Raw genomic sequence first — 21,580 nt, forward strand, 5'->3', positions numbered from 1 at the left:
ATGGGCGGGACCGGCGTCGTCGATCGCTTCCTGGCGGTATTTTCGCGGTACATCGACAGCGGCTTCGGGCTGCTTTCGGGCGAGGTCGCCTTCATCGCGACCACGCTGATCGTGATCGATGTGACGCTGGCTGCCCTGTTCTGGAGCTGGGGCGAGCAGGACGACATCATCGCCCGCCTCGTCAAGAAAACGCTCTTTGTCGGCATCTTCGCCTACATCATCGGCAACTGGAGCGCGCTCGCGAACATCGTCTTCAACAGCTTTGCCGGGCTCGGCCTCAAGGCCAGCGGCTCCGGGCTCGGGGCTGCCGACCTCCTGCAGCCGGGCCGGGTCGCGCAGGTCGGCATCGATGCCGCCTGGCCACTGCTCGAATCCATGGAAGACCTGCTCGGCTATGTGAGCTTCTTCGAGAACTTCCTGCAGATCGTCATCCTGCTCGTCGCATGGGCGGTGGTCATCATCGCCTTCTTCATCCTCGCGATCCAGCTGTTCGTCACCCTGATCGAGTTCAAGCTGACGACGCTTGCGGGTTTCGTGCTCATTCCTTTCGGCCTGTTCGGCAAGACAGCCTTCATGGCCGAGCGCGTGCTCGGCAATGTGGTCTCCTCGGGGATCAAGGTGCTGGTGCTCGCCGTGATCATCGGCATCGGCTCGACCCTCTTCGCCGAGTTCACCGGCGCCATTCCGGGCGAGCCGACGATCGAGGATGTCCTGGCCATCGTGCTCGCCAGCCTGACGCTGCTCGGCCTCGGCATTTTCGGCCCCGGCATCGCCAACGGGATCGTCGCGGGCGGGCCGCAACTGGGTGCCGGCGCGGCAGCCGGGACTGCCCTTCTCGCAGGTGGTGCGGCGGTTGGCGGCGTCGCCGGGGCCAAACTGGCCGGCGGTGCGGTTGCCAGCGCCGCCTCTTCGGTCGCGCGCGGCACCTCGCGCGCCGCCGGCGGTGCGACCATGGCCTATGCCACGGGTTCGGCGGGCAGGAGCGGCGGAGCAGCTGTGGCGGGCGGTATGGCCGGTGTCGGGCGCGCCGCGGGCGGCGCGGCGATGTCTCCGCTGCGCGCCGCAACCGACAGTGCCCGAGGCAATTTCCGGGAGGGTGCGCGCTCGGCGGTCGGTCACATGGGAGGGCGTATCGTGCCTGCCCCAGGTTCCCCGCCGTCCGATAGCGGACAGGCAGCGAGCAGCGACGGCCCGCCATCCTGGGCCAGATCCATGAAGCAGCGCCAGAGCCTCGGCCACTCCGCATCGCTCGCCGCGCACACCGTGCGCGCCGGCGACGGCCATGGCGCAGGCGCCTCGATCGACACACGAGAAAAGGACTGACGGCAAATGTTCAAACGCCCTTCGATCCGGTACGGCAAGACCCCGCAGGCAGAGACGCCATACCAGCGCGCGGCGCAGGTCTGGGATGACCGCATCGGTTCGGCGCGCGTCCAGGCGAAAAGCTGGCGCTTCGCGTTCTTCGGGGCACTTGGTCTCTCGGCCATCCTGACCGGCGGTCTCATGTGGCAGAATGCGCGCGGAACGATCGTCCCCTGGGTCGTCGAGGTCGACAAGCTGGGCGAAGCGCGCAGCGTTGCCCCCGCCGACGCCGGCTTTACGCCCGGCGATACCCAGATCGCCTTCCATCTCGCGCGCTTCATCGAGAACGTCCGGTCCATTCCCGACGACGCGATCGTCGTGCGCGAGAACTGGCTGCGGGCCTACGACTTTGCGAGCGATCGCGGCGCGCTCGCGCTCAACGAGTATGCGCGCGCCAACGATCCGTTCGCTGTGGTCGGCCACGAACAGGTGGCGATCGAGGTCACCAGCGTGATCCGCGCTTCGCCGAAGAGTTTCCGCGTCGCCTGGGTCGAGCGGCGCTACCGCGACGGCGCGCTTGCCGAGACGAGCCGCTGGACCGCGATCCTGGGGATCGCGGTCCAGCCACCGCGCGATCCAGATGCGCTGACGCGCAATCCGCTGGGAATTTTCGTCACCTCTATCAACTGGTCAAAGGAGCTCGGCTGATGTCCCGCCCGCAAACCTTCATTCGTTCCAGCCTCGTCGGCGTTCTCTCGCTTGCAGCCGCCGCGCCCGCGTCGGCGACGCCTGCCCCCCAGTCGCAGGCCGCTGCGGCGGCGTTGAGCGCCATCGTTCGATTACCGCCGAACGCAGGCCATCGTGTCGCTGGCGCACGCCTCCTTCTTTCGCGGCAGTCCTCCCCCGCTGCCGCGCGCCGCTCCCCTGCCTCCGATCCCGCCCCCGATCCTCAGGAGCAGGTTGGAGCGGCGAACGATTCCGCCCGGGTCCAGCCCGACAATGCCGGATTCCAGAATGCCATCCAGCGTTATGCCTATAACGAAGGCGCCCTGTTCCAGGTCTACACCAAGCCGGGGCAGGTGACCGACATCGCTTTGCAGGAGGGTGAGACACTGGTCGGACCCGGGCCGGTTGCCGCAGGCGATACGGTGCGCTGGATGATTGGCGACACGATCAGCGGTAGCGGTGCGACTGCCAGGGTGCATATTCTCGTCAAGCCGACCCGGCCCGATATCGCGACCAATCTCGTGATCAATACCGACCGGCGCACCTATCATGTCGAGTTGCGCGCCAACCCGCGCATCTACATGGCCTCGGTCAGCTGGATCTATCCGCAAGACGAGTTGATCGCGCTGCGCAAGGCGGAAACCGAAGCCACACGGACCGCTCCGGTCGCCGAAGGATTTGCGCTCCAAGACCTGAATTTCGCCTATCGCTTGTCCGGCGACCGTCCGGACTGGCGACCGGTCCGCGTCTTCGACGACGGACGGCGCACGCTGATCGAGTTTCCGCCCGACATCGCGCAGGGCGAGATGCCACCTTTCTTCATTATCGGCGAAGACGACGGGGCCGAGCTCGCCAACTACCGGGTATCGGGCCGCTACATCATCGTCGATCGCCTGTTCGACAAGGCCGAACTGCGCCTGGGCGCCGGCCGCGGGCAGGTGCGCGTCAGGATCACCAACCGTGCGCGCGGGTCGTCATGAGCGAGGAGCCTCTCGACCGCCAACCGGACAATGCGGAGTCGATCGTGAGACTGCGCGGGGAAGGGCCGCGCGTGGTCCGGTTGTCGCGCAAGGCCATTGGCATCACCAGCGCCGCCGGTCTGGCCCTGGTCGGCGGCGCCTTGCTGTTCGCGCTCCGGCCGGCGTCGCACGAGCAGGGCGAGGAATTGGTGAATACCGAAAGCACTGCTGTCGCGGACGGCCTCGCGTCGGCGCCCCGGGACTATACGCAGGTGCCCAGGCTCGGGCCGCCCTTGCCCGGCGACCTCGGCAAGCCGATTCTCGATGCGCAGGATCGCGGCGCTGTCGCCGCGCTTCCGCCCGTGGGCGCTCGGCCGGCTTCGCAATCGCCAGCGATCGCCGCGCGGGAGGCCGCGCGTCAGCGCATCGCGCAGGAGAGCGAAGCTGCGAGAGCCAGCCGCCTGTTCTTTGGCGGCGGGGCTCAGCCCGCCAGTCTCGTGCAAACGGATGTCGCTAGCGGGCTCGGGTCAGCCCCGGGTATCGGTGCTGACGCGCCACCGGCCGCGCGCGCATTCCTCGACCGGCCGGCCGAACGCAGGACGGCTTCGATGCAGCAACTTGAGGCGGCGCCGACTGCAGCCGTCCTGCAATCGGGTTCGATCATTCCCGCGGCGCTCATTACCGGGATCCGGTCCGACCAGCCCGGGCTGGTGACCGCGCAGGTGACCCAGAACGTCTATGACAGCGTGACGGGACAACGCTTGCTGATCGGGCAGGGCGCGCGGTTGATCGGTGATTACCAGTCCGATGTCGGCTTTGGCCATCGCCGCGTGCTGCTGGCCTGGAACCGCCTGATCCTCCCCGATGGTCGTTCGATCGTGCTCGAGCGCCAGCCTGCCGCCGATCCCGCCGGATATGCGGGGCTCGAAGACCGGGTGGATTACCACTGGGGCGGGGTGCTGAAAGCCGCGCTGGTCTCGACGATACTCGGCATCGGCGGCGAACTCGGGGCAGGTGGGGACAGCGAACTGGTCCGCGCGCTGCGCCGCGGCAGCCAGGACAGCATCGGCCGGGCTGGTGAGCAGGTCGTTTCCCGCGAGCTCGATGTTCGCCCGACGCTCACCATCCGGCCCGGCTACCCGGTGCGCGTGCTGGTTACGCGCGACATTGTGCTGGAGAGTGGGTCATGACCCGTTTGAAGATGTCCGATATCACCGATGAAAAGCCGGTCCGGCTGTCGGTCGAGATCCCTGCACGCCTGCATCGCCAGCTGGTCGATTACGGCACCATCCTTAATGGCGGAGCGGTCAAGGACGCGCCGCAACCAGCCGCGCTGATCGGGCCGATGCTCGAACGCTTCATCGCCAGCGATCGTGAATTCGCGAAGGCCCGGCGCCGCGCTGCTGGGCGCGAGAAAGAATAGAAGGTCCGCCAGCAATGAATTGCCTATCTCTCGATACTGCGCGTAAAGGTCTTACGAACAAGTTCTTTGCTTCGGCGGTGTTTCCGTCATATATTTAGGCCGGGAACTCAAATTCCCTGCGACCGGGCATCGATACGCATGTCCAAGCCGCAAGCCAAAGGTATCGAGGTACTTGCCAACGAGTGCTTCCATTGCCCGGTCGCACCCTTTGGGCCGGGTGCCGATTATAATTACATTATAAATTGGAATGATCGTCTTTGTCGAACCAGTCTTGGTTGGCGGCATTTGGAGTCGCGATTTTGACAAGGAGAAGATCAATGAAAGAACTGCAAGCAATCGAAGGGCCGGTGGTGGAACTCGGACAGGCGTCCGTCGAAACCAAGGGCAATGCAATCTTCGATGTCGATCTGAGCACCGGTCCCTCCCGTTACGCGATGGGAATGGCCGACGACTGAGCCGGTCGGGCGCGCGCGCCTGCGCGGTGCGCGCGCCACCCGCCGTCATGGTGCCTCCGGACCCTGATCGCGACGCTTTGGCGTGGCGTGAGATCGATGGACAGCTGATCTTCCTCGACCTGGCCGCGGACCGGTATTTTCGACTTGGCCGAGACCAGAACCATACATTTCTCGACATGGTCGCACGAAGCGGACGCGAGCGCTGGCGCCAGCCGCCGGATTTCCCGCGGCCTTTGAACTGGGCACCGCCGACCCGGACATCGCAGGCTATCGAGTTCGGCGCATTCAGCCTGTCCGAGATTGCCCACTCGCTCTGGACGCAGCGGCGTGTCGAACGGCGAATTGCGACTTCGGGATTCCATTCCGTTCTCAGCGAGACCCGGCAGCTTCTTGCGCGCCGGGATCGCCCCCGCAGCGATTCTGCGATTGCGGACCGTATCGTCCGTTCCTTCGAACATGCCCGCATCTTGCGCACTGCCGCGAACCGGTGCCTGCCGCGATCCATTGCGCTGGCCGTTCGGCTCGCGGCCCGTGGCGCCCCTGTGAACGTCGTCATCGCCGTAAAGCTCGCGCCGTTTGCGGCCCATTGCTGGGCGCAGGCGGACGATGTGGTGCTCAACGACAGCGTCGAGGAGGTGCAGCGCTATACCCCGCTGCTGGTGCTGTGAGCAGCCCTGGATTCGCACTGGCAGTTCCGCTCACCAACAGTGCGCTACTTTCCGCTCGCCCACGGCTGCATTCCGATCTCGGGACGCTTCGCGCAGATGAGCCGCGGGTTTGGCTTGGCGGCGGCATGCCAGTGATCGACATGGGCTCCCGGGGGATCGTGATCGGTACGCTTTTTTCCCGTCCCGACGGGGCGGCCTGCCGTTCGATCGTGTCCGACCGGGAAGTGGACGAAGACGCACAGAGCATGGCTCGTCGTCTGCTCGATCGGTGTTGGGGTGCCTACATCGCTGTATTGACTGACCCTGACGAGCGCGGGACCTCCGTTCTCGTCGATCCTTCTGGACTGCTGCCGGTGTATTCGGTCACCACCGAGAACCACGTGGTGATATCCTCTAACGTTCGGGTGCTCGAACGATGCACGCATGTGCACCTGCGGGTCGACTGGAAGGACGTCCATGCGTTTCTTTGCCGACCCGAGCTGCGCTCGCGCGCCACCTGTCTGAAAGGCGTGCGAGAGGTACCGCCCGGCAGCCTGACCACCATCTTCGGACGCTCGATATCGGAAAAGCTCCTCTGGCGACCCGATGCCTTCATGCCTGTCGCCCCCCATCCCTCGTTCGGCGATGCGGCCAACCAGCTGCGCGAGACGGCGATTGCCGTGATAGGCGCCTGGGAAAGATCGCTGGGGCCAGTCACCGTGGCCGCATCGGGGGGCGTCGATTCCTCGTTCATCTGTGGCGCACTCCATTGTGGCGGTGCGGCGTTTTCATGCGTCACGGCCGCCACCGCCGATCCCAGCGGCGACGAGCGACCAGCCGTCCGGCGTCTGGCCGAACACCTCGATGTCCCTCTCGCGGAAGGCATCTACGACCCTGCGCTGTTCGACCCTCTCGAAAGTGCCTCGGGCGCCTTGCCTCGCCCTTCGCGCAAGTCCTTTCTCAACGGCGTCGATCGGTTGTTCGCCAAGGCTGCCGATGATCTCGGCGCGGTTACGATCATGGACGGCAACGGCGGTGACAATCTGTTCTGCTATCTACACTCGGCAGCACCGATTGACGATCGACTGCGAGCCGAATTCACACTTTCGGGCTGGGCCTCGACTTTCCTCGACAGCTGTCGCGTAACCGGCTGCGATGTTCCCGAAATGGCGACAGCGATCTGGCGCAGGATGACGAGGCCCGCTGGTTTCCCGCCATGGCCTGCTGACGAGCGTCTGCTGTCACGTCCCGCGCCGGACTTCGAAAGTGCCGAACCGGTAGCGCCCTGGACCAGGGTTCCCGTCGGGCCGCACGGCGGCAAGCATGATCACCTGGCGCTGATCATGCGATGCCAGAACCATCTTCACGGACTGATATCGCCAATGTCTCGCTTTTCGCCCTTGATGAGCCAGCCGCTCATGGAACTGTGCCTCGCTATTCCGACCTGGTTATGGTGCGAGGGCGGATTGAATCGCTCTGTGGCGCGGCGCGCTTTTGCGGACGCATTGCCACCCTCGATCCTCACGCGCACAGCCAAGGCCGGCCCCGATAGCTATATCCGCGCGATTTTCGATCGGAACCGGCAGGCTGTCAGGCACTCCCTGATGGACGGCCTTCTCGCACGCCAGGGCCTGCTCGACCTGCCGGCCGTCGAACAGGCCCTGGGGATCGACGCTTACACCGGAGATTCGATTATCTACCGGTTGCTCGACCTTGCCGAAGCCGAACACTGGGCTCGGGCGTGGCAGGATTAGGACCCGGGCGAGCAGGTCAACTCGGCCCGTGTTGGAGCGCCTTCCATCGTCAGCCACCGGTCGTATTGCCGGTCGCGCTCGGAGACACAGTTTCTGCGCTTCATGAGCCAGAACTCGAGCCATTCGGTGGTCCGTTCGTAGACCGCATTGCGATGGGCAGGCTGCCATTTGTAGTGCGTCTCATCCTCGAACACGTGAAGCTCGATCGGCTTGCCCTTGTGGCGGTAGACCTCGACCACATCGAGGCCGCCCTCATATTCGCTGTCGGCATTCTGGATGAGGATCGGGACATCGACGCGGCCCACGTTGAGGATCAGCGACATCGGGCGCCAGAATTCCTCCGCGCCGTCCTCGAGGAACCGGTAGCCGATGCTCCGGGTGAATGCACTGTAGGCGGGCCCGGCGGACAGCACGTAGCTGTACATGTCCTCGCAGCACGATCCGAGGCTGGCGACCTTGTATCGAGGCGAATTGATCAAGGCGAACTGGGCCGACGAGACCCCATCGCTCCAGCCGGTGAGGCCTATGCGACTGGCATCGACAGTGCCGGTCCCGATCGCGTGATCGAGCGCGATATCGAGCGAGGACTGGACATTGCGCCGGTCGAGCCAGTCGACCCTGTTGGCGCTCAGCAGTTCGGTCGCGGTTTGCGCTTGTGCGACAGCGGGGACGAGGTCGGGCTTGGCGAAACTCAGAACGGCAAAACCGCGAGCAGCCAGTGGCTGTACGGGGACTTCGTCCCCCGAGCCTCCGCGCAGGAACCCGTGGCTGATATATTGGACGACGACCAGCGGATGGCGTTGACCCGGCTGATGATCGGGAGGCAGCACGAGATCGGCATAGCTTTCCACACCATAGGCATTGCTGAACCGGAAACGCTGGACCGAACCAAGGTCGAGCGAAGAAACCAGAGGATTGGGATCGTGAATCAGTCGCGCCTCGCCATTGTCGAGGCCGATCCCCACCAGCCGTCGCGGCATTGTTGCGCCTTCGCGCGCGCAGATGATCTCGTCTGCGGCCAGGGCGCATCCGATCAGCATGTCGTCGCTGACCATCAGGCGGCGCGGTACACTGGCACCGATATCCCAGCGCAGGATTCCCATGCTGCTCTGCCCCCAGCCTGTCTTCTGGACGGCGAAGAGCGCGCGTTCGGAAGGCGACCACCACATCCGCATGATGCCTTCGCACAGCTTTGCAGGGCAGCTGATCCGGGTGTCCGTCGGATCGGACAGAACCAGCCGCGTCGGAGAGATATAGCGGTCGGGAAACTTGGGCTCGAGCCACGCGGCCCATCCTTCGGGACCGGCGACGTAGCCACGCGCCCGCTCGGGGAGACCTTGCGGTCCTTCCGGAGACAGCACGGCTATCTCTTCTGGCGTGGAGCTTCGGGATTCCCCTGTCGCGAGATCGATGGTGGTGTATTCCGTCGCGATTGCTTCCCGCGGGATCGGGCGGGACGTGAATTGCGGCGAAATGCTCTCGTCGTAGAGGAAGCCCCGGCGCGCCTGCTGCGCGATTCCCAGCGCCGCCCGTCTTATTCCGGGCCTCGTGGCGACGACGAGCGCTTCGCCGCCGCCGAGCCAGGCGAACGCATCGACATCGTCGGGGAGGGTGGTGACTTGCCGCGCGTCCGTTCCTCCCGCGCTGTCCGCCAGCCAGACCTGGTTCGACCCTTCGATCCGTTTGAGATAGGCGATCGATTGTCCGTCTGGCGACCAGCGCGGCGTGTTGACCTTGGCCCAGCCCGCGGTGACCGACGGAAATTCGCGCAGCCGAAAATCGTCACGGAGATATTCACCGCCCCGATCGAGCTCCCGCGGTGCCTGGCTCCTGTCGAGCGGCATGACCACCAGCCGCTGGCAATAGCCGTTGGTCTCGGCATTGCCGCGCCGCACGGCGAATGCAATCTGCTTCATATCTGGCGAGAGACCGAAGGCGCTTGGCGTTTCGTTGGGATCCGCTCGCCCGATATCGGCAAGTTGCACCAGGTCTTCCGCCGTCATGCCGCGCTTGCCTCGAAGCCCCGGGCTGCTTTCGAAAGCCTCGCAGGGGTCGGCAAGCGACCGGGGCGGCTCGGCGACGGGAATGATCGAGAAGGACAGGGCAGCAGCCAGGAAACCCATCACCAGTGCCTCCTGATACCGAAGGCGATGAAGCGGCCGATTGGCGAATAATTGGTCGAATCATACGGTGTGTCGTTCGGCCCGGTAATGGCGATGACCTCGGGCTCGTCATCGAAGACGTTCTGGATGGTAAGCGAAACCTCCAGGCCCGGATCCCTGTCCGCGCCTTCGATAATCTCGTAACTGAATCCGAGATCGAGAGTTGCGCTCGGTGCAATCCGGCTTTCTTCGGCAAATCGTCGATCTCTCAAGGCTCCGGTGTAGTTGAGCGCGGCATTCGCCTTGAACGCGCCCGTTTCGTAGCGGGCGGTCCCCCGGGCGCGGATGCGAGGAGGATTGAACACTGTTCCCGAAAGCTGCACCTTGGGGAGCGCGGCGGTCAGCTGCTGGTCGCTGTCGAGCCAGCTGCCGGCGAGCTCGAGCGACATGGAATCGTCGCCGCGCAGCCTGCGGGTCCAGGAGATGCGCGCATCGATGCCTTCGATCTGCTGGACCGCTACGTTGATGTTACGATTGTCGACCAGGGCGACCACATTGGCCGCATCGTAGGGCGAGCCGGAAAAGTTCTGCAGGCCCAGCTGGGCTCCGGAGATGAGTCCTGCCAGCAGATCGGCCTGCGGCGAGAAATCGATCAAGCTCGCGAAACCCGGATCGCGGAAGGCAGCGGCAATCGATCCGGCAATCGGCTGCACGACCCTGTCGCTGTAGCGAATATCGTACCATGTTGCCGAAACGAGCAGGCCGGGGACGCCGGCAGGCTCAAGCTCGACCCCGGCGGTCCAGCTGCGCGCACGCTCGGACTGGATATCCGGATTGCCGCCGCTGGTGAACAGGACGGTGTCCGGACCGGAACCCGCGCCAAACGCGGCAGCAGGGAGCAGGAATGCCTGATAGGGCGTAAACTGCTGAAACAGTGTCGGGGCCTTGAAGGATCGCGACCAGCTTCCCCGGAACGTCAGGCCGGCGACCGGGGAATAAATCGCACCGAGGCGCGGCGTGGCAAGCTGGTCGAGGTCCGGGTAGTCCTCGTAGCGCATCGCGGCCGAGAGACTGAGCCGTTCGATGCCGGCAATGCCGTTTCTACCCGAAACGACAGGCAGGTAGAGTTCGCCATAAGCGAACCGGCTGCGCCGGGTGATATCGAAAGCTACCGAGGGACTGGCATTGATCTCTCGCGAGAAATCGAGACGATTGTTGCGAAACCCCGCACCGACCGCGAGCCTGGCGGCCCCGCCGGGAAGCGTGAACAACGGACCCTCGGCACCGATCTCTCCGGACGCGATGGCGTTGCAGAAACAGCCTGTCGTGACCGTTTCCGCGCCATTTTGCGTGGAATTTGTCTGGAAATGCGTTCGATCGCGCCCGAGCACGCCAAGCGCCGTCGCCATCCAACCCGAGCCGAGCTCGATCTCGAGCGAAGGGGCGAAAGTGATCGATTCGACATCCGGCTCGGACACGAACCGCGCCGCCGGCGTGCCGCTGACGATTCTTGAGCTGCGCGTGGAATAGAGCGCATCGAGGCGTGCGGTCACACCGGATGCGACCATCTCGTGCCCGGAAAAGACTGCCGCGTGGCGACGCTGCGAAGGATACAGCGAGGTCTCGGGATCGAGCGATGCCGCATAGGAGCGCTGGCGCGCCGCGATCCTGGAGTTGTTGGAAAAGTCGTAGGCGAGCAGGAAACCGCCACTGCTCCAGCGCGTGCCTCCGACGATGTCCGCCTGCTGGCGGAAGTAGCCCCCATCCGTGCTCGCTCCAATCTGCCCTGACGTGGTGACGCCTTCGAAGTCTCGCCGCAGAACGACATTGACGACCCCTCCCACGGCGTCCGAGCCATAGATAGCCGATGCGCCGTCCGGTACGATTTCGATCCGGTCCACCGCAGGCAGGGGTATGGCGGAGATATCGACACCCTGGAGCGCCGAATCGTATGGCAGGCGGTGACCATTGAGGAGGGTCAGCGTGGCGTCGGGGCCAAGGCCCCGCAAATTGGCGCTCGACGCCGAGTTGACATTGCTGTTCGCATTGCCCGCACCGAAGCCGATCCCCGGGTTTTGACCCCCGGAGAAATTCTGCGGCAGCGAGCGGATCGCTTCCCCGAGATCGACTTGCCCTGCTTCCACGATGGCCTCTCCATCAAGCGAAATGACCTCGCCGACCACCCGCGCGCCGCGAATGCGGGTACCCGTGACGACTATGGTGTTTCCTTCATTCTCGCCCTGCGAGGCTTCCGTGTCGTCGGGTGCGGGGCCGGGCTGTTCGCCCGCCTGTGCACGAAGCGGTGTGGCAAATACGACGAGAGCCGTGCCCGCGAGGAGGGCTGGCAGCCCCCTTGATTTCAGCATCATCCTGATCTCCCTGTTCAATCGCGACATGCCGTTCTGGCTTCGCCGTTGCAGGGGTTGACGCATGGATGGGCTCGCACCCTAGTTGCATATGAAATTAAATTGAGCGGGACTCAGACGTCCTCGGCGGCCAGCTCGCGCCGCAGGTGAGCGAGAGCTCTCGTCATGTGGTATTCGACCGTCGACAACCCGACACCGAGTTCGAGATGAATTTCCCTGTAGGATTTCTTCTCGAAGCGGCTCATCGCGAACACCCGTGCGGTCTTCGCCGGGAGTTCGGCCAATGCTTCCTCGAGAAGCTGTTTGGTCTCCGCCGCGTGTAACCGGTCTTCCTGGCAAGGTAGACTGGTGCCATCGCCATTTTCGGTGAGCGACAGGGTCACGATCCGGCACCGACTCCTCCGGGCGAAGTCGATTGCCAGGTTTCTCGCGATACAATGCAGGAAACCGCCCGGATTGCGCAGTTCATTCAGTTGCGCGCTCCCAGCGGCACGCAGGAAGACCTCCTGCGCAAGATCGCTGGCGTGCTCGTGACCGACCTTGCGCTTCAGGTAAGCCAGCACTCCGGCACGCTCATCCCGGTAGAGAGCTTCGAGCAGGCGGCTGCGCGGAAGCGATGCCCGTGTGGTTTGCGGTGACGAGGGCGAGGAAAGCGATTGTGTAGCGTGGTGCCGGGATCCGGCAGCGAAATCGGTCATGCTCAGCGGGAGCAGGCGACCGCACTCGTCGGCTCGTCAGCATGAGCCGGATGCGGAGTCCAGGTCTTTGCCGCCGTTCGGGACGCCGCGACGTCCCTTGACCGGATCGGCCGCCGGGCCTTGGCCGGACCGGCGTGCATGATGTCTGGCGGAACTGTCCACGCGTCCGTTGCCAGCAATTCGGTGCGCGCCAACCAATCGTGCCCAAACGCGATTGATCATGCAAGGCGCTACTACTCCATACCGGAGGTGTCCGCAGGCAAGCTCTGCGCGTCCGACCTTCTTCGAAACGTCGTGCCCGCATCACCATTTCTGGGGAGGCGGCTGCCCGGATAGGAGAATGCCGGGCGCAAAACCGTTGCGGTAGCAGGACCATCGAAAGGAGGGGCTCCATGGTCCGCATCCCCGAATGGCAAAGGCGCTTCGACGGTTTCGATTTTTCGGACTTCGCGCAGGAATTCCTGCGGCGCAATCCGGACTATCGTGCCCAGTTCGCCCGCTTCCGCCGTGCGGGTGACGGCAAAACGCAAGCTCTCGCCAGCCGGCGAAGCGCGCGTTCATGGGGCCTCGAATTTCCTCGTGGATCCCGCATCGGGAGCCGATGTCTGTCCGGCATTATGGCGCCCCGAAGACAATCCGAGCGTCGTTGTGGTCGCATCTTCAGCCATGTGTCGGAAGGAGCTTGCGTCCGCGTTTCACATGCGATCGCTGCTGGTTGAAGCGGAAGCCGGCGCAGATCGGCACCTGGTGCTGGCGGGAAAACACGCGCGCCACCGTCTCGTGGTGACGCCGCCGGCCGCTCGCAATGGCTATATCGTCCCGCCCGATCACTTGATGTCCGTCCGACTGGCGGCGCTCAGCGCGTTTCATGAGCATCCGCGCAGTCGGCAGGCCATTGCAGCTCGCGCTGCGCTGACACCCTCACCCTATCTCAGACATCGGCTGGTTCTCCTGCTCGCAATTCTCGACAGGCTCGACCCAGCATCAGGTGAACCCGCAACGGTTCGGCAGATCGCGCGCGATCTGACCTTTCCCGGTCAGGATTACGATCGCGCGATTGAATGGAAGTCATCTTCCAACCGGCGCCAGACCCAGCGTCTTGTCGCAGAAGCGCGCCGCATGACAACGACCGGCTATCGTGATCTCCTGAGCGGCTCCACGCGGCTGTCCTCGCCCACTGAGCGCTGCGACGGAAGCGATGAGGGCCGCGATTAGCAATCGACCGGCCGCCCTTTCGAAGGGCACGGGCATTCCCGCTACTTTCCAATCTTACTGTTTAAGCTATCGTTTTTGCGGTGCCGGGTCTTGTGTTCGGTATCGCCACAAACCGAACCTCCAGAGGGGCGCGCAACAGCAACTGCCGGTGCCGATGGCATGGAACCATTGGTGAGGCATACAGCAGGCGATCGAGCGGCGGTGTGTTGGATTGCACCCTCGTCGGTCGAACAGGCCGGACTATGTATGCCTACTTCGCAGAGGAGTTCGCTACTGAACTCATAAATGTACAATCGGACACCGAACTGAGTGGGGCTCTTGCCGAGGTATCGCGGCGCCTCGGTTTCGACCATTTTGCCCTTAGTCTCGAGTTGCGCTCGGGATCGCGCGAAGCGCCGGGCTTGCTTCTGCACGATTATCCCGATGAGTGGGCAAAGGTCTATGTGGCGTTTGATCTGGCGGGCCAGGATCCCGTCCGGCGCGCTTGCGACAAGAGTTTTATCGGCTTTGCATGGGATATGCTGGAGGAGATGATTCCGCTTACCCGCGGGGACCGGCAGATGCTCGCCGTCGGGAAGGAATGCGGAATCGGCGACGGCTATACAGTGCCACGACACCTGCCCGGGCTCGCGCGCGGAACGTGCACCTTTGCCGTGTGTCCGGACAGGGATCTGCCCCGTTGTCGCCTGGCCCTTGCCGAGATCGTCGGCACGCTCGCGCTCAGTTGCGCCCTTGCCCTTGGTCCCTCTCGTAGCACGGAAACCGTTCCCGTGCTTAGCGATCGCCAGCGCGAGTGTCTGTTGTGGACCGCGCGCGGCAAGACCGCCGCCGAGACCGCGATCATACTGGGTATCGGCACCGAAACCGTCATCCAGCATCTCAAAATGGCCCGCGAACGCTATCAGGTTCATTGCAAGCAGTCGCTCGTGGTCGCAGCTCTTTTCGATGGGCTGATCGGATTTGCCGACATTATCCGGTGGCGAGACACGGGCTGAATTCCGCCCATGCAGTTGGGACGCTTCGCAATTCCGCGGAAGCTTACATCCCCTGTTCTTGGTATGTCGAAGCGGAACCAGATCGATCAGTTGCTACCTGTCTTTTCAATCACAGGCAGCAACAATGCAGAACCATACCAGTCCCGCCGATCCGGTGCTCCGGACCATGTTCGCGGCCCGTAAGCGGGTCTTCGTCGATCTCCTCAAATGGGATGTCCCCGTGCTCGAAGGAGTCTACGAAATCGACCAGTTCGATACGAGCGAAGCGTCCTATGTCATTCTCACCGATGACAAGGACAGTCACCGCGCATCTGCGCGGCTGCTCAAGACCGACAGGGCGCATATTCTCGGCGAGCTGTTTCCGTCTCTTTGCGATGGCCCCGTCCCGGTGCGCGAGGACTTTCGCGAGATCACCCGCTTCTGCATCGAGCCGACACTCCCGCGTCTGGAACGCCGGGCCGCGCGGGACGAACTTGTAACCGCGCTCGCGGATCACGCGCTGATCGCCGGGATAGGCGCGTATACCGCGGTCGCTACGCCGAACTGGTTCCGCCAGATTGCGAAATTTGGCTGGCGATGCCGTGCGCTCGGACCCGGCAGCCGGATCGGCGATGAAAACCTCATCGCGCTCCAGATCGATATCGATGCGGGCACGTCTGCGGATCTCGCCTGCGGTGGTGTCTACCGCCAGGCATCCTATCGCGTGGTCGACTACGAGCTGGAGATCGCGGCATGACTGGGGCAGCGCATTCGCCCTGGCTCGACCAGATCAGAAAGCAGGGTTATTGCATCATCCCCAACGCTCTGCCGAGTGCAATCCTCGCAGCGCTCGATACGGACCTCCAGCAGACCTACGCAAAGACGCCTTTCGGTGATGGCGAGTTCTATGGCTACAAGACGAAGCGGTTTGGGAGTTTGCTGCGCCGCTCGCGCTGGGCGGGAGACCTGGTCCTTCAACCACTCATCCTCGCGCTTGCCCGTGAAATTCTGGGCAAAGCCTGCGAACGCATCCAGCTAAATGTCGCGCAGGCGATTGCAGTCCATCCCGGCGAGATCGAGCAGTTCCCGCATTGCGACCACGACATGTGGGCAGGGGAGAAGGGCACGCATGAATATCTGCTCAATGTCATGTGGCCCCTGACCGAATTTACGGCGTCCAACGGCGCGACGCGAATATATCCCGGCACCCACAGGCAGAAAATTGAATCGCTAGACCAGCTCGGCACGCCAATCGCGGCCGAGTGTCAGCCTGGCGATGCCATTTGCTTTCTCGGATCGACGGTGCACGGAGCGGGACCTAATCTGACCAGGCACGTGCGCCGTGCGGTGGTGATCGGTTACAGTCTTGGCTGGCTCAAGCCCTACGAGAATCTTTGGCTCGCCTATCCGCCAGAAGTCGCGCGGGAATTTCCCGCAGAACTTGCCGAGCTTGCGGGCTATTGTCAGCACCGGCCCAATCTTGGCAATTACGAAGGCCAGTGCCCATCTATCTTGCTGCGCGACGATATTGCCGAGTTTCCGCGGGCGACCGATGCGCTTCGCGACGACCAGAAAGCCGCGGTGCGCGAATTTGCCGAGGCGCAGCGCGGCGAAAAGTGAGCCCTGCCCACGTCCTTGAGCCCACCTATCAACGCCTCAAGCGTGCGCTGATGGAGGGAACCTGGGCCAATGGGGCCAAGCTCGAGGCAATGCGGCTTGCCGACGATTTCGGCGTCAGCATGACACCGGTGAGGGACAGCCTGAACCAGCTGGTTGGCGAGGGGCTGGTCGACCTCACCCCTGGCGACGGCTTTCGGGTGCCGGTCCTGACCGAACAGGGTTTGCGGGATGTCCTCCGCGTAAATGCGGTTTTGCTTGAAACAGCGAGCGATGAAGCTTGGCGAATCCCGAACGTGCGCGATCTCGACGACTGGCCTGACGATTATGCTGGCCGCATGGCAGCGGTGTTTTTGGTACTTGCAACCGGGTCGGGCAACCGGTGCCTGGCGGTCCTGATCGATCGGATCAGTGATCGGCTGCACCGGGTTCGGATCCATGAACCCGACGTATTGCCCGACGCTGCAGAAATCCTCGCTGAAATCGAGGCGAGTCTGCGAGGCTCGCGTAACGAACGGCTGCGCGCCTTGCGGCGTTACCATCGCAGATGCGAGGAGCGGGTTCCGCAATTGGTCAGTCGCCTGTCGGGATAGTTTTCCGAAACTCAATTCTGTGCCGCTTTCAACGCGCCCATCGAACCGAATGCACCGCCGCCACGAGATCGTTCGTCAGAACCGAGCCATTGTAGGTTCGTCCGCATTCGAGGATGGGAGGATAGCGCGCAAGCAGGCTGGGCTCGGCCATAGCTTCGACTACTCCTGCAGGGCTTTATGACTGGGATTCCATCGAGCGAAAGATCAGCATTCCGGCCAGCATAGCCATCACGAAGACTGCTGCCTTTGCAGGCTCGATGACGAGCGCTGCAAAGCCCGGCCCGGGACACAGGCCTGCAATCCCCCAACCGGTGCCGAACAGCGCCGCGCCGCCGATCAGGCGGGGGGTCAGGTCGGTCCGGTCGGGAAGAGCGAATGTCGTGCCAATCAAAGGCTGCGCCATGCGCGCCTGAATCCGCCAGGCGATCGCCATCACGATAACCGCGCCGCCCATCACAAACGCGAGGGTGGGGTCCCAGTCCCCGAATATGTCGAGAAAGCCGCGCACCCGCGCTGGGTCGACCATGCCGCCCAGTGCCAGCCCGGCACCGAACAGGCTGCCTGACAGGAGAGCCACTAGCCACGAGCGGGTCATGACAGCACTTCCAGCCCCAATGCATTCATGATGGCGACGGTTGCGATACCAGCTGCCATGAAGGTTGCCGTGGCGACGATCGAGCGCTGCGAAAGCCGGCTGACACCGCATACGCCGTGGCCGCTGGTGCAGCCGCTGCCGATGCGCGTGCCGATGCCGACCAGGAGGCCCGCCGCCACAAGTGGAAGGTACCCGGCAAAGCTGGCCTCGATACCGCCGGTAGTCCAGGCAACCAGCAAGGCGCCGAGTGGCAGGCCTACAACAAACGCCCACGCACCGGACCGGGGCATACCGTCGCCGCTGATACCGAAGGCGCGCGCGGCGATGCCGGACACGCCGGCAATTCGTCCTGCACCCAGCAACATCAGCGCGGCGGCCAGGCCGATCAGCACTCCACCAAGCAATCCGGCGAGCGGGGCGGCATCGGGAAATCCGGGAAGCATCACAGCTTGTTGACCGGCATCTTGAGGTAAGACGTGCCGTCGCTTTCGGGCGGCGGCAGATGGCCGCCGCGCATATTCACCTGGATGGCGGGCAGGATCAGGCGCGGCATTTCCAATGTCGCATCGCGCTGGGTGCGCATCTCGACGAACTGGTCCTCATCCACATCTTCGTGAAGATGCACATTGGCTGTGCGCTGCGCGAGCATGGTGGTCTCCCATACGAATTCCGTGCGATTGGGCGCCTTGTAATCATGGCACAGGAACACCCGCGTCTTGTCCGGCAGGCGCATCAGCCGGCGGACCGAGCGGTACAGCTTGCGCGCATTGCCGCCCGGAAAATCGGCCCGGGCGGAGCCATAATCGGGCATGAACATCGTATCGCCGATAAAGGCCGCATCGCCGATGATATAGGCCATGTCCGCTGGGGTATGGCCGGGCACGTGAAGAGCGATCAGCGGAATATCGCCGATCATCAACGCGTCGCCATCTTCCATCAGCCGGTCGAATTGCGATCCGTCACGCTCGAAATCGGTGCCTTCGTTGAACACCTTGCCGAACACGCCCTGCACGGTCACAATTTCGCGGCCGATGGCCAGTTCGCCGCCCAGCTTTTCCTGCAGATAGGGCGCGGCGGAAAGGTGATCGGCATGGGCGTGAGTTTCCAGGACCCAGTCGACGGTCAGACCTGCATCGCGCGCATAGTCGATAATTTCGTCCGCCGCTTCCAGGCTGGTGCGGCCCGAAGGCTGATCGAAATCCCAGACGCTGTCGATAATGGCCGCGCGCTTGGTCTGATCGTCGCTGACCACATAGGTCGCGGTAAAGGTCGGCTCGTGGAAGAAAGCCTTGACGTGCGGTGCTCGCAGATCGCCCGCAAGCACATCGTTCACCTGTTCGATGGCCTTTTCGATATTCGTGTCGTCGCTCATAGTGTTTCTCCGGCGTCGCCGCTCGGCTGGGGGGATTGGCCAAGCTCGGGGCAAAAGATGTCGTGCAGCAATTCGAGAACCCGCTGCGCATTCGGGTCGCACACACGGTAGAACACCGATTGGGCATCCTTGCGTGTCGCGACGAGATCGTCTTCGCGCAATTTTGCGAGGTGTTGCGACAGGGCGGACTGGCTCAGCCCGACGCTCTGCGCCAGATCGCCGACGGACAGCTCGCCAGCCTCTGCAAGGAAGCAAAGAACGAGCAGGCGCGACTCGTTGGCCATCAATTTCAGCAGGCGGCTGGCCTCGCCGGCCTGCCGCGTGAAATCCGTATCTGGAGACCCATTGTGGCTCATGATTTGCTCCGTTAGTATTCACTAATTTAGAATAATCTAATGTATTTTCAAGAGGGAGGGGTATCCGCCTCGCTTCGGTAGGGAAGTCATTTTCTGCAACCGACCATCTGTGTTCACGGGGGCGCTTCGTGCGACACGATTTTTCGATGGCGGCGTCGGAACCCGTAGCCACTCCAGCTTCATTGACCGGGCAGGAGAATCGATATGAACTACGATTTGATGGTAATCGGTACGGGGACGGCAGCCATGGTTTGCGCCCTGCGCGTTGCGAAGGCGGGTTGGAAAGTCGCGGTTATCGACGAGAAGCCATTCGGTGGCACCTGCGCGCTACGCGGCTGCGATCCCAAGAAAATGCTGGTGGCCGACGCAGAAGTGATCGACGCGAAACAGCGCATGACAGGTCACGGGGTGAAGGGGGATCTGCGCATCGATTGGCCCGACCTTATCCGGTTCAAACGCAGCTTTACCGACCCTGTGCCTGAAAAGCACGAGCGGCGGTATGAAGAGGCCGGCATCGTGACCTTGCATGGTACGGCAAAATTCACCGGGCCAAATCATCTCTCCGTAGGCGACCATGAAATCGAATACCGCAAAATCCTGATCGCGTCGGGAGCCAGACCGATACCTCTAGCCATCCCAGGCGAAGAGCACCTGATCGACAATGAGGGCTTTCTCGAACTGCCTTCGCTGCCGAAGCGCATCGTTCTGGTCGGGGGCGGATATATCGCTGCCGAGTTTTCCCATATCGCTGCCCGTGCGGGAGCCGAGGTCACGATCCTTCAGCGGGGACCGCGCATGTTGACGCAGTTCGAACCCGAACTTGTGAACTGGCTCATGGATGCGTTCGACCGGATCGGTGTGCGAGTGATTACCGATACGGCGGTCGATGCCATTCGAAGATCGGGCGGAAAATATGTGGTTCATGCGAATGGCAAGGGCGGCCCGATCGAAGTCGTCGCCGATCTTGTCGTTCATGCGGCAGGACGGGCTCCCGCCATCGAGCGGCTCGATCTCGAAAAGGCCGGGATCGCAGCCGAACATGGAAAGCCGAAGCTGAACAAATTTCTGCAGAGCGTAAGCAATCCGGCCGTCTACGCTGCCGGAGATGCTGCCTCGAACGGGCCGCCACTCACCCCCGTTTCCAGCCATGATGCAAAAGTTGTCGCGGCCAATCTAGTCGAAGGCAATCACCGCGAACCCGATTACAAAGGGGTGCCGAGCGTGGCCTTCACTCTTCCGCCTATCGCCCGCGTTGGCCTCACCGAGGCAGAGGCGAATGAGGCGGGGCTGAGATTCCGGACAAAGTACGAGCGGACCTCTCAATGGTTCACCGCCAGGCGGGTCGCCGAACCTGTCTACGGACACAAGACACTAATCGAAGAGGAGACAGGGACAATACTGGGCGCGCACCTCGTCGGACCCGGCGCAGACCAGGCCATCAATATTTTCGGACTGGCGATCCGCCATGGGCTCACCGCGGACGATCTGAAGACTACAATGTTCGCCTATCCAACCGGCGCGTCTGACATCGGATACATGGTCTAGGGCCGAGCGGTCTCCAGCATGTCGATGACTGCACAGTCGGGCACATGACCGCCCGAACACTGCTCGACGGTAGCGGTAAGATGCCGTTCCAGGCGAGTGAGATCGTCGATCTTGCGCCGTACTTCTTCGAGGTGATGAATTGCAATCTCGCGCACTTCGTCGCAGCATGCTTCGGCAGGACCGCCCAAGTCCAGAAGTGTCCGCACCTCCTTCGGCGCAAAGCCTAGCTCGCGCGCCCGCTTGATGAATTTGAGCGTGCGGAGGTGCCCATCGTCGAAAACCCGGTGTCCGCCTGCTGTACGAGCCGGCGCACCGAGCATTCCGATCTTCTCGAAATACCGGATCGTCTCGATATGGACGCCCGTCTTGCGCGCCAATTCACCTATCGACAGGCGGCCCACGCCGAATCTCCTTGAACCTATATCTACTACAGGACGTACATAGAGTTCGAATCGAGCGGAGGCAAAGATGACCGACCAGGCTGTCCAATACGGCGAGGCGAAAAGCGCAAGCGATCGCGGGGTTGCTGGCGTTGGAATGCTGGCGAGTGCAGGGGCGCTTCTCTCTGCGGCTGCTTGCTGCGTCCTGCCGTTGGTCCTCGTTGCAGTCGGGCTCGGTGCTGGCGGGCTCGCATGGTTTGTTCCTTACCACTTGCCGCTCACAATCGCAGCCTTCCTAATCGTGGCCTTTGGGTGGTTCCTTCACGTGCGCCAACTGCGCATCTGCAGTGCTGATGGCTGTGAGAAACCTGCTCGCAGCAGCGTTGCGCGACTGACATTGCTGATTGCCACCGCGATGATCGTCCTGTCTGCGCTATGGGGCTTTATTGAACAACCGCTGATGCGTGCGCTTGGAGGAGCCTGATGCAGACTGTTTCGACG

24 protein-coding genes are annotated in these 21,580 nt (G+C 63.2%); 16 read left to right on the top strand and 8 right to left on the bottom strand.

The genetic code is table 11. The features are described from left to right. The 8 genes from trbL (at position 1) to AEB_RS04265 (ending at position 7,266) form a co-directional block, all read left to right on the top strand. A complete protein-coding gene (gene trbL / locus AEB_RS04235) occupies positions 1 to 1,323 on the top strand; it encodes a P-type conjugative transfer protein TrbL (RefSeq protein ID WP_066558442.1) in 1,323 nt (440 codons plus the stop codon). A gap of 6 nt (positions 1,324 to 1,329) precedes the next feature. Further along, positions 1,330 to 2,010 (top strand): conjugal transfer protein TrbF, encoded by a 681-nt coding sequence (gene trbF / locus AEB_RS04240; protein WP_066558440.1) that lies wholly within the window; start codon positions 1,330 to 1,332, stop codon positions 2,008 to 2,010. Then, positions 2,010 to 3,008: a P-type conjugative transfer protein TrbG gene (gene trbG / locus AEB_RS04245; RefSeq protein ID WP_066558439.1), complete on the top strand. Its 999-nt coding sequence runs from the start codon at positions 2,010 to 2,012 to the stop codon at positions 3,006 to 3,008. Before trbF ends, trbG begins: the two co-directional genes overlap by 1 nt. Beyond that, positions 3,005 to 4,177, top strand: coding sequence for a TrbI/VirB10 family protein (locus AEB_RS04250; RefSeq protein ID WP_066558438.1), 1,173 nt, complete (start codon positions 3,005 to 3,007; stop codon positions 4,175 to 4,177). The genes trbG and AEB_RS04250 overlap by 4 nt, the downstream gene beginning before the upstream one ends. Further along, complete coding sequence (locus tag AEB_RS04255; RefSeq protein ID WP_066558432.1) at positions 4,174 to 4,410, top strand: DUF2274 domain-containing protein; 237 nt, start codon at positions 4,174 to 4,176, stop codon at positions 4,408 to 4,410. Before AEB_RS04250 ends, AEB_RS04255 begins: the two co-directional genes overlap by 4 nt. 317 nt (positions 4,411 to 4,727) lie before the next feature. After that, on the top strand, positions 4,728 to 4,865 hold the full coding sequence (locus AEB_RS18125) for a hypothetical protein (protein ID WP_172592995.1): 138 nt from the start codon (positions 4,728 to 4,730) through the stop codon (positions 4,863 to 4,865). Positions 4,866 to 4,942: 77 nt separating this feature from the next. After that, complete coding sequence (locus tag AEB_RS04260; RefSeq protein WP_172592996.1) at positions 4,943 to 5,533, top strand: lasso peptide biosynthesis B2 protein; 591 nt, start codon at positions 4,943 to 4,945, stop codon at positions 5,531 to 5,533. 125 nt (positions 5,534 to 5,658) lie between these two features. Next, on the top strand, positions 5,659 to 7,266 hold the full coding sequence (locus AEB_RS04265; RefSeq protein ID WP_119082080.1) for an asparagine synthase-related protein: 1,608 nt from the start codon (positions 5,659 to 5,661) through the stop codon (positions 7,264 to 7,266). Here AEB_RS04265 and AEB_RS04270 read toward each other — a convergent pair. The 3 genes from AEB_RS04270 to AEB_RS04280 all read right to left on the bottom strand — a co-directional run bounded on the left by AEB_RS04270 (position 7,263) and on the right by AEB_RS04280 (position 12,432). Further along, entirely contained in the window at positions 7,263 to 9,389 is a 2,127-nt protein-coding gene (locus tag AEB_RS04270; protein WP_119082081.1) for an Atxe2 family lasso peptide isopeptidase, read from the bottom strand. The two genes, AEB_RS04265 and AEB_RS04270, sit on opposite strands and share 4 nt — an antisense overlap. Further along, positions 9,389 to 11,734: a TonB-dependent receptor plug domain-containing protein gene (locus tag AEB_RS04275; protein ID WP_231958902.1), complete on the bottom strand. Its 2,346-nt coding sequence runs from the start codon at positions 11,732 to 11,734 to the stop codon at positions 9,389 to 9,391. Before AEB_RS04275 ends, AEB_RS04270 begins: the two co-directional genes overlap by 1 nt. 113 nt (positions 11,735 to 11,847) lie before the next feature. Further along, positions 11,848 to 12,432 (bottom strand): sigma-70 family RNA polymerase sigma factor, encoded by a 585-nt coding sequence (locus AEB_RS04280; protein WP_082836098.1) that lies wholly within the window; start codon positions 12,430 to 12,432, stop codon positions 11,848 to 11,850. A gap of 392 nt (positions 12,433 to 12,824) precedes the next feature. On the opposite strand from AEB_RS04280, the gene AEB_RS18265 reads away from it, so the two are divergent. The 6 genes from AEB_RS18265 to AEB_RS04310 all read left to right on the top strand — a co-directional run bounded on the left by AEB_RS18265 (position 12,825) and on the right by AEB_RS04310 (position 16,831). Then, on the top strand, positions 12,825 to 13,151 hold the full coding sequence (locus tag AEB_RS18265; protein WP_188115288.1) for a transcriptional regulator domain-containing protein: 327 nt from the start codon (positions 12,825 to 12,827) through the stop codon (positions 13,149 to 13,151). After that, complete coding sequence (locus tag AEB_RS04290) at positions 13,132 to 13,647, top strand: DUF2285 domain-containing protein (RefSeq protein ID WP_172592998.1); 516 nt, start codon at positions 13,132 to 13,134, stop codon at positions 13,645 to 13,647. Before AEB_RS18265 ends, AEB_RS04290 begins: the two co-directional genes overlap by 20 nt. Positions 13,648 to 13,889: 242 nt before the next feature. After that, positions 13,890 to 14,642, top strand: coding sequence for a LuxR family transcriptional regulator (locus AEB_RS04295; protein WP_066558421.1), 753 nt, complete (start codon positions 13,890 to 13,892; stop codon positions 14,640 to 14,642). A 124-nt stretch (positions 14,643 to 14,766) separates the two neighbouring features. Further along, the gene (locus tag AEB_RS04300; RefSeq protein WP_119082084.1) at positions 14,767 to 15,378 is read left to right on the top strand and encodes an acyl-homoserine-lactone synthase; all 612 of its coding nucleotides are present in this window, start codon (positions 14,767 to 14,769) and stop codon (positions 15,376 to 15,378) included. Continuing rightward, a complete protein-coding gene (locus tag AEB_RS04305) occupies positions 15,375 to 16,241 on the top strand; it encodes a phytanoyl-CoA dioxygenase family protein (protein WP_066558412.1) in 867 nt (288 codons plus the stop codon). Before AEB_RS04300 ends, AEB_RS04305 begins: the two co-directional genes overlap by 4 nt. A gap of 50 nt (positions 16,242 to 16,291) precedes the next feature. Beyond that, a complete protein-coding gene (locus AEB_RS04310) occupies positions 16,292 to 16,831 on the top strand; it encodes a GntR family transcriptional regulator (protein ID WP_160734397.1) in 540 nt (179 codons plus the stop codon). A 175-nt stretch (positions 16,832 to 17,006) separates the two neighbouring features. Here the strand turns inward: AEB_RS04310 and AEB_RS04315 are convergent, their stop codons facing one another. Genes AEB_RS04315 through AEB_RS04330 form a run of 4 tightly spaced genes read right to left on the bottom strand, consistent with a single transcriptional unit; the run spans position 17,007 to position 19,154 of the window. Continuing rightward, on the bottom strand, positions 17,007 to 17,426 hold the full coding sequence (locus AEB_RS04315; RefSeq protein WP_119082086.1) for a DUF6691 family protein: 420 nt from the start codon (positions 17,424 to 17,426) through the stop codon (positions 17,007 to 17,009). Then, positions 17,423 to 17,869: a YeeE/YedE family protein gene (locus AEB_RS04320; RefSeq protein WP_066558405.1), complete on the bottom strand. Its 447-nt coding sequence runs from the start codon at positions 17,867 to 17,869 to the stop codon at positions 17,423 to 17,425. Before AEB_RS04320 ends, AEB_RS04315 begins: the two co-directional genes overlap by 4 nt. Further along, a complete protein-coding gene (locus AEB_RS04325) occupies positions 17,869 to 18,798 on the bottom strand; it encodes an MBL fold metallo-hydrolase (protein ID WP_066558403.1) in 930 nt (309 codons plus the stop codon). The genes AEB_RS04320 and AEB_RS04325 overlap by 1 nt, the downstream gene beginning before the upstream one ends. After that, the gene (locus AEB_RS04330; protein WP_066558399.1) at positions 18,795 to 19,154 is read right to left on the bottom strand and encodes an ArsR/SmtB family transcription factor; all 360 of its coding nucleotides are present in this window, start codon (positions 19,152 to 19,154) and stop codon (positions 18,795 to 18,797) included. Before AEB_RS04330 ends, AEB_RS04325 begins: the two co-directional genes overlap by 4 nt. Positions 19,155 to 19,358: 204 nt before the next feature. Between AEB_RS04330 and AEB_RS04335 the strand changes: the two genes are divergently transcribed. Then, positions 19,359 to 20,699 (top strand): dihydrolipoyl dehydrogenase family protein, encoded by a 1,341-nt coding sequence (locus AEB_RS04335; protein ID WP_324186838.1) that lies wholly within the window; start codon positions 19,359 to 19,361, stop codon positions 20,697 to 20,699. Here AEB_RS04335 and AEB_RS04340 read toward each other — a convergent pair. After that, on the bottom strand, positions 20,696 to 21,100 hold the full coding sequence (locus AEB_RS04340; RefSeq protein ID WP_119082088.1) for a MerR family transcriptional regulator: 405 nt from the start codon (positions 21,098 to 21,100) through the stop codon (positions 20,696 to 20,698). The genes AEB_RS04335 and AEB_RS04340 overlap by 4 nt on opposite strands. Positions 21,101 to 21,167: 67 nt before the next feature. Here AEB_RS04340 and AEB_RS04345 point away from each other — a divergent pair, with 67 nt between their 5' ends. Continuing rightward, positions 21,168 to 21,563 (top strand): hypothetical protein, encoded by a 396-nt coding sequence (locus AEB_RS04345; protein ID WP_119082089.1) that lies wholly within the window; start codon positions 21,168 to 21,170, stop codon positions 21,561 to 21,563. The last annotated feature ends 17 nt before the right edge of the window (positions 21,564 to 21,580 follow it).

The organism is Altererythrobacter sp. B11, from assembly GCF_003569745.1.
Classification (GTDB): Bacteria; Pseudomonadota; Alphaproteobacteria; order Sphingomonadales; family Sphingomonadaceae; genus Croceibacterium_C.

Coding starts and splice junctions, on each gene's coding strand:
- AEB_RS04270 (WP_119082081.1), bottom strand. CDS start 9,389: ATGGGTTTCCTGGCTGCTGCCCTGTCCTTCTCGATCATTCCCGTCGCC.
- AEB_RS04345 (WP_119082089.1), top strand. CDS start 21,168: ATGACCGACCAGGCTGTCCAATACGGCGAGGCGAAAAGCGCAAGCGAT.
- AEB_RS04265 (WP_119082080.1), top strand. CDS start 5,659: ATGCCAGTGATCGACATGGGCTCCCGGGGGATCGTGATCGGTACGCTT.
- AEB_RS04300 (WP_119082084.1), top strand. CDS start 14,767: ATGCAGAACCATACCAGTCCCGCCGATCCGGTGCTCCGGACCATGTTC.
- AEB_RS04290 (WP_172592998.1), top strand. CDS start 13,132: ATGCGATCGCTGCTGGTTGAAGCGGAAGCCGGCGCAGATCGGCACCTG.
- AEB_RS04275 (WP_231958902.1), bottom strand. CDS start 11,734: ATGCTGAAATCAAGGGGGCTGCCAGCCCTCCTCGCGGGCACGGCTCTC.
- AEB_RS04320 (WP_066558405.1), bottom strand. CDS start 17,869: ATGCTTCCCGGATTTCCCGATGCCGCCCCGCTCGCCGGATTGCTTGGT.
- AEB_RS04250 (WP_066558438.1), top strand. CDS start 3,005: ATGAGCGAGGAGCCTCTCGACCGCCAACCGGACAATGCGGAGTCGATC.
- AEB_RS04255 (WP_066558432.1), top strand. CDS start 4,174: ATGACCCGTTTGAAGATGTCCGATATCACCGATGAAAAGCCGGTCCGG.
- trbG (WP_066558439.1), top strand. CDS start 2,010: ATGTCCCGCCCGCAAACCTTCATTCGTTCCAGCCTCGTCGGCGTTCTC.
- AEB_RS18125 (WP_172592995.1), top strand. CDS start 4,728: ATGAAAGAACTGCAAGCAATCGAAGGGCCGGTGGTGGAACTCGGACAG.
- AEB_RS04280 (WP_082836098.1), bottom strand. CDS start 12,432: ATGACCGATTTCGCTGCCGGATCCCGGCACCACGCTACACAATCGCTT.
- AEB_RS04330 (WP_066558399.1), bottom strand. CDS start 19,154: ATGAGCCACAATGGGTCTCCAGATACGGATTTCACGCGGCAGGCCGGC.
- AEB_RS04335 (WP_324186838.1), top strand. CDS start 19,359: ATGAACTACGATTTGATGGTAATCGGTACGGGGACGGCAGCCATGGTT.
- AEB_RS04315 (WP_119082086.1), bottom strand. CDS start 17,426: ATGACCCGCTCGTGGCTAGTGGCTCTCCTGTCAGGCAGCCTGTTCGGT.
- AEB_RS04325 (WP_066558403.1), bottom strand. CDS start 18,798: ATGAGCGACGACACGAATATCGAAAAGGCCATCGAACAGGTGAACGAT.
- trbF (WP_066558440.1), top strand. CDS start 1,330: ATGTTCAAACGCCCTTCGATCCGGTACGGCAAGACCCCGCAGGCAGAG.
- trbL (WP_066558442.1), top strand. CDS start 1: ATGGGCGGGACCGGCGTCGTCGATCGCTTCCTGGCGGTATTTTCGCGG.
- AEB_RS04310 (WP_160734397.1), top strand. CDS start 16,292: ATGGAGGGAACCTGGGCCAATGGGGCCAAGCTCGAGGCAATGCGGCTT.
- AEB_RS04295 (WP_066558421.1), top strand. CDS start 13,890: ATGTATGCCTACTTCGCAGAGGAGTTCGCTACTGAACTCATAAATGTA.
- AEB_RS18265 (WP_188115288.1), top strand. CDS start 12,825: ATGGTCCGCATCCCCGAATGGCAAAGGCGCTTCGACGGTTTCGATTTT.
- AEB_RS04305 (WP_066558412.1), top strand. CDS start 15,375: ATGACTGGGGCAGCGCATTCGCCCTGGCTCGACCAGATCAGAAAGCAG.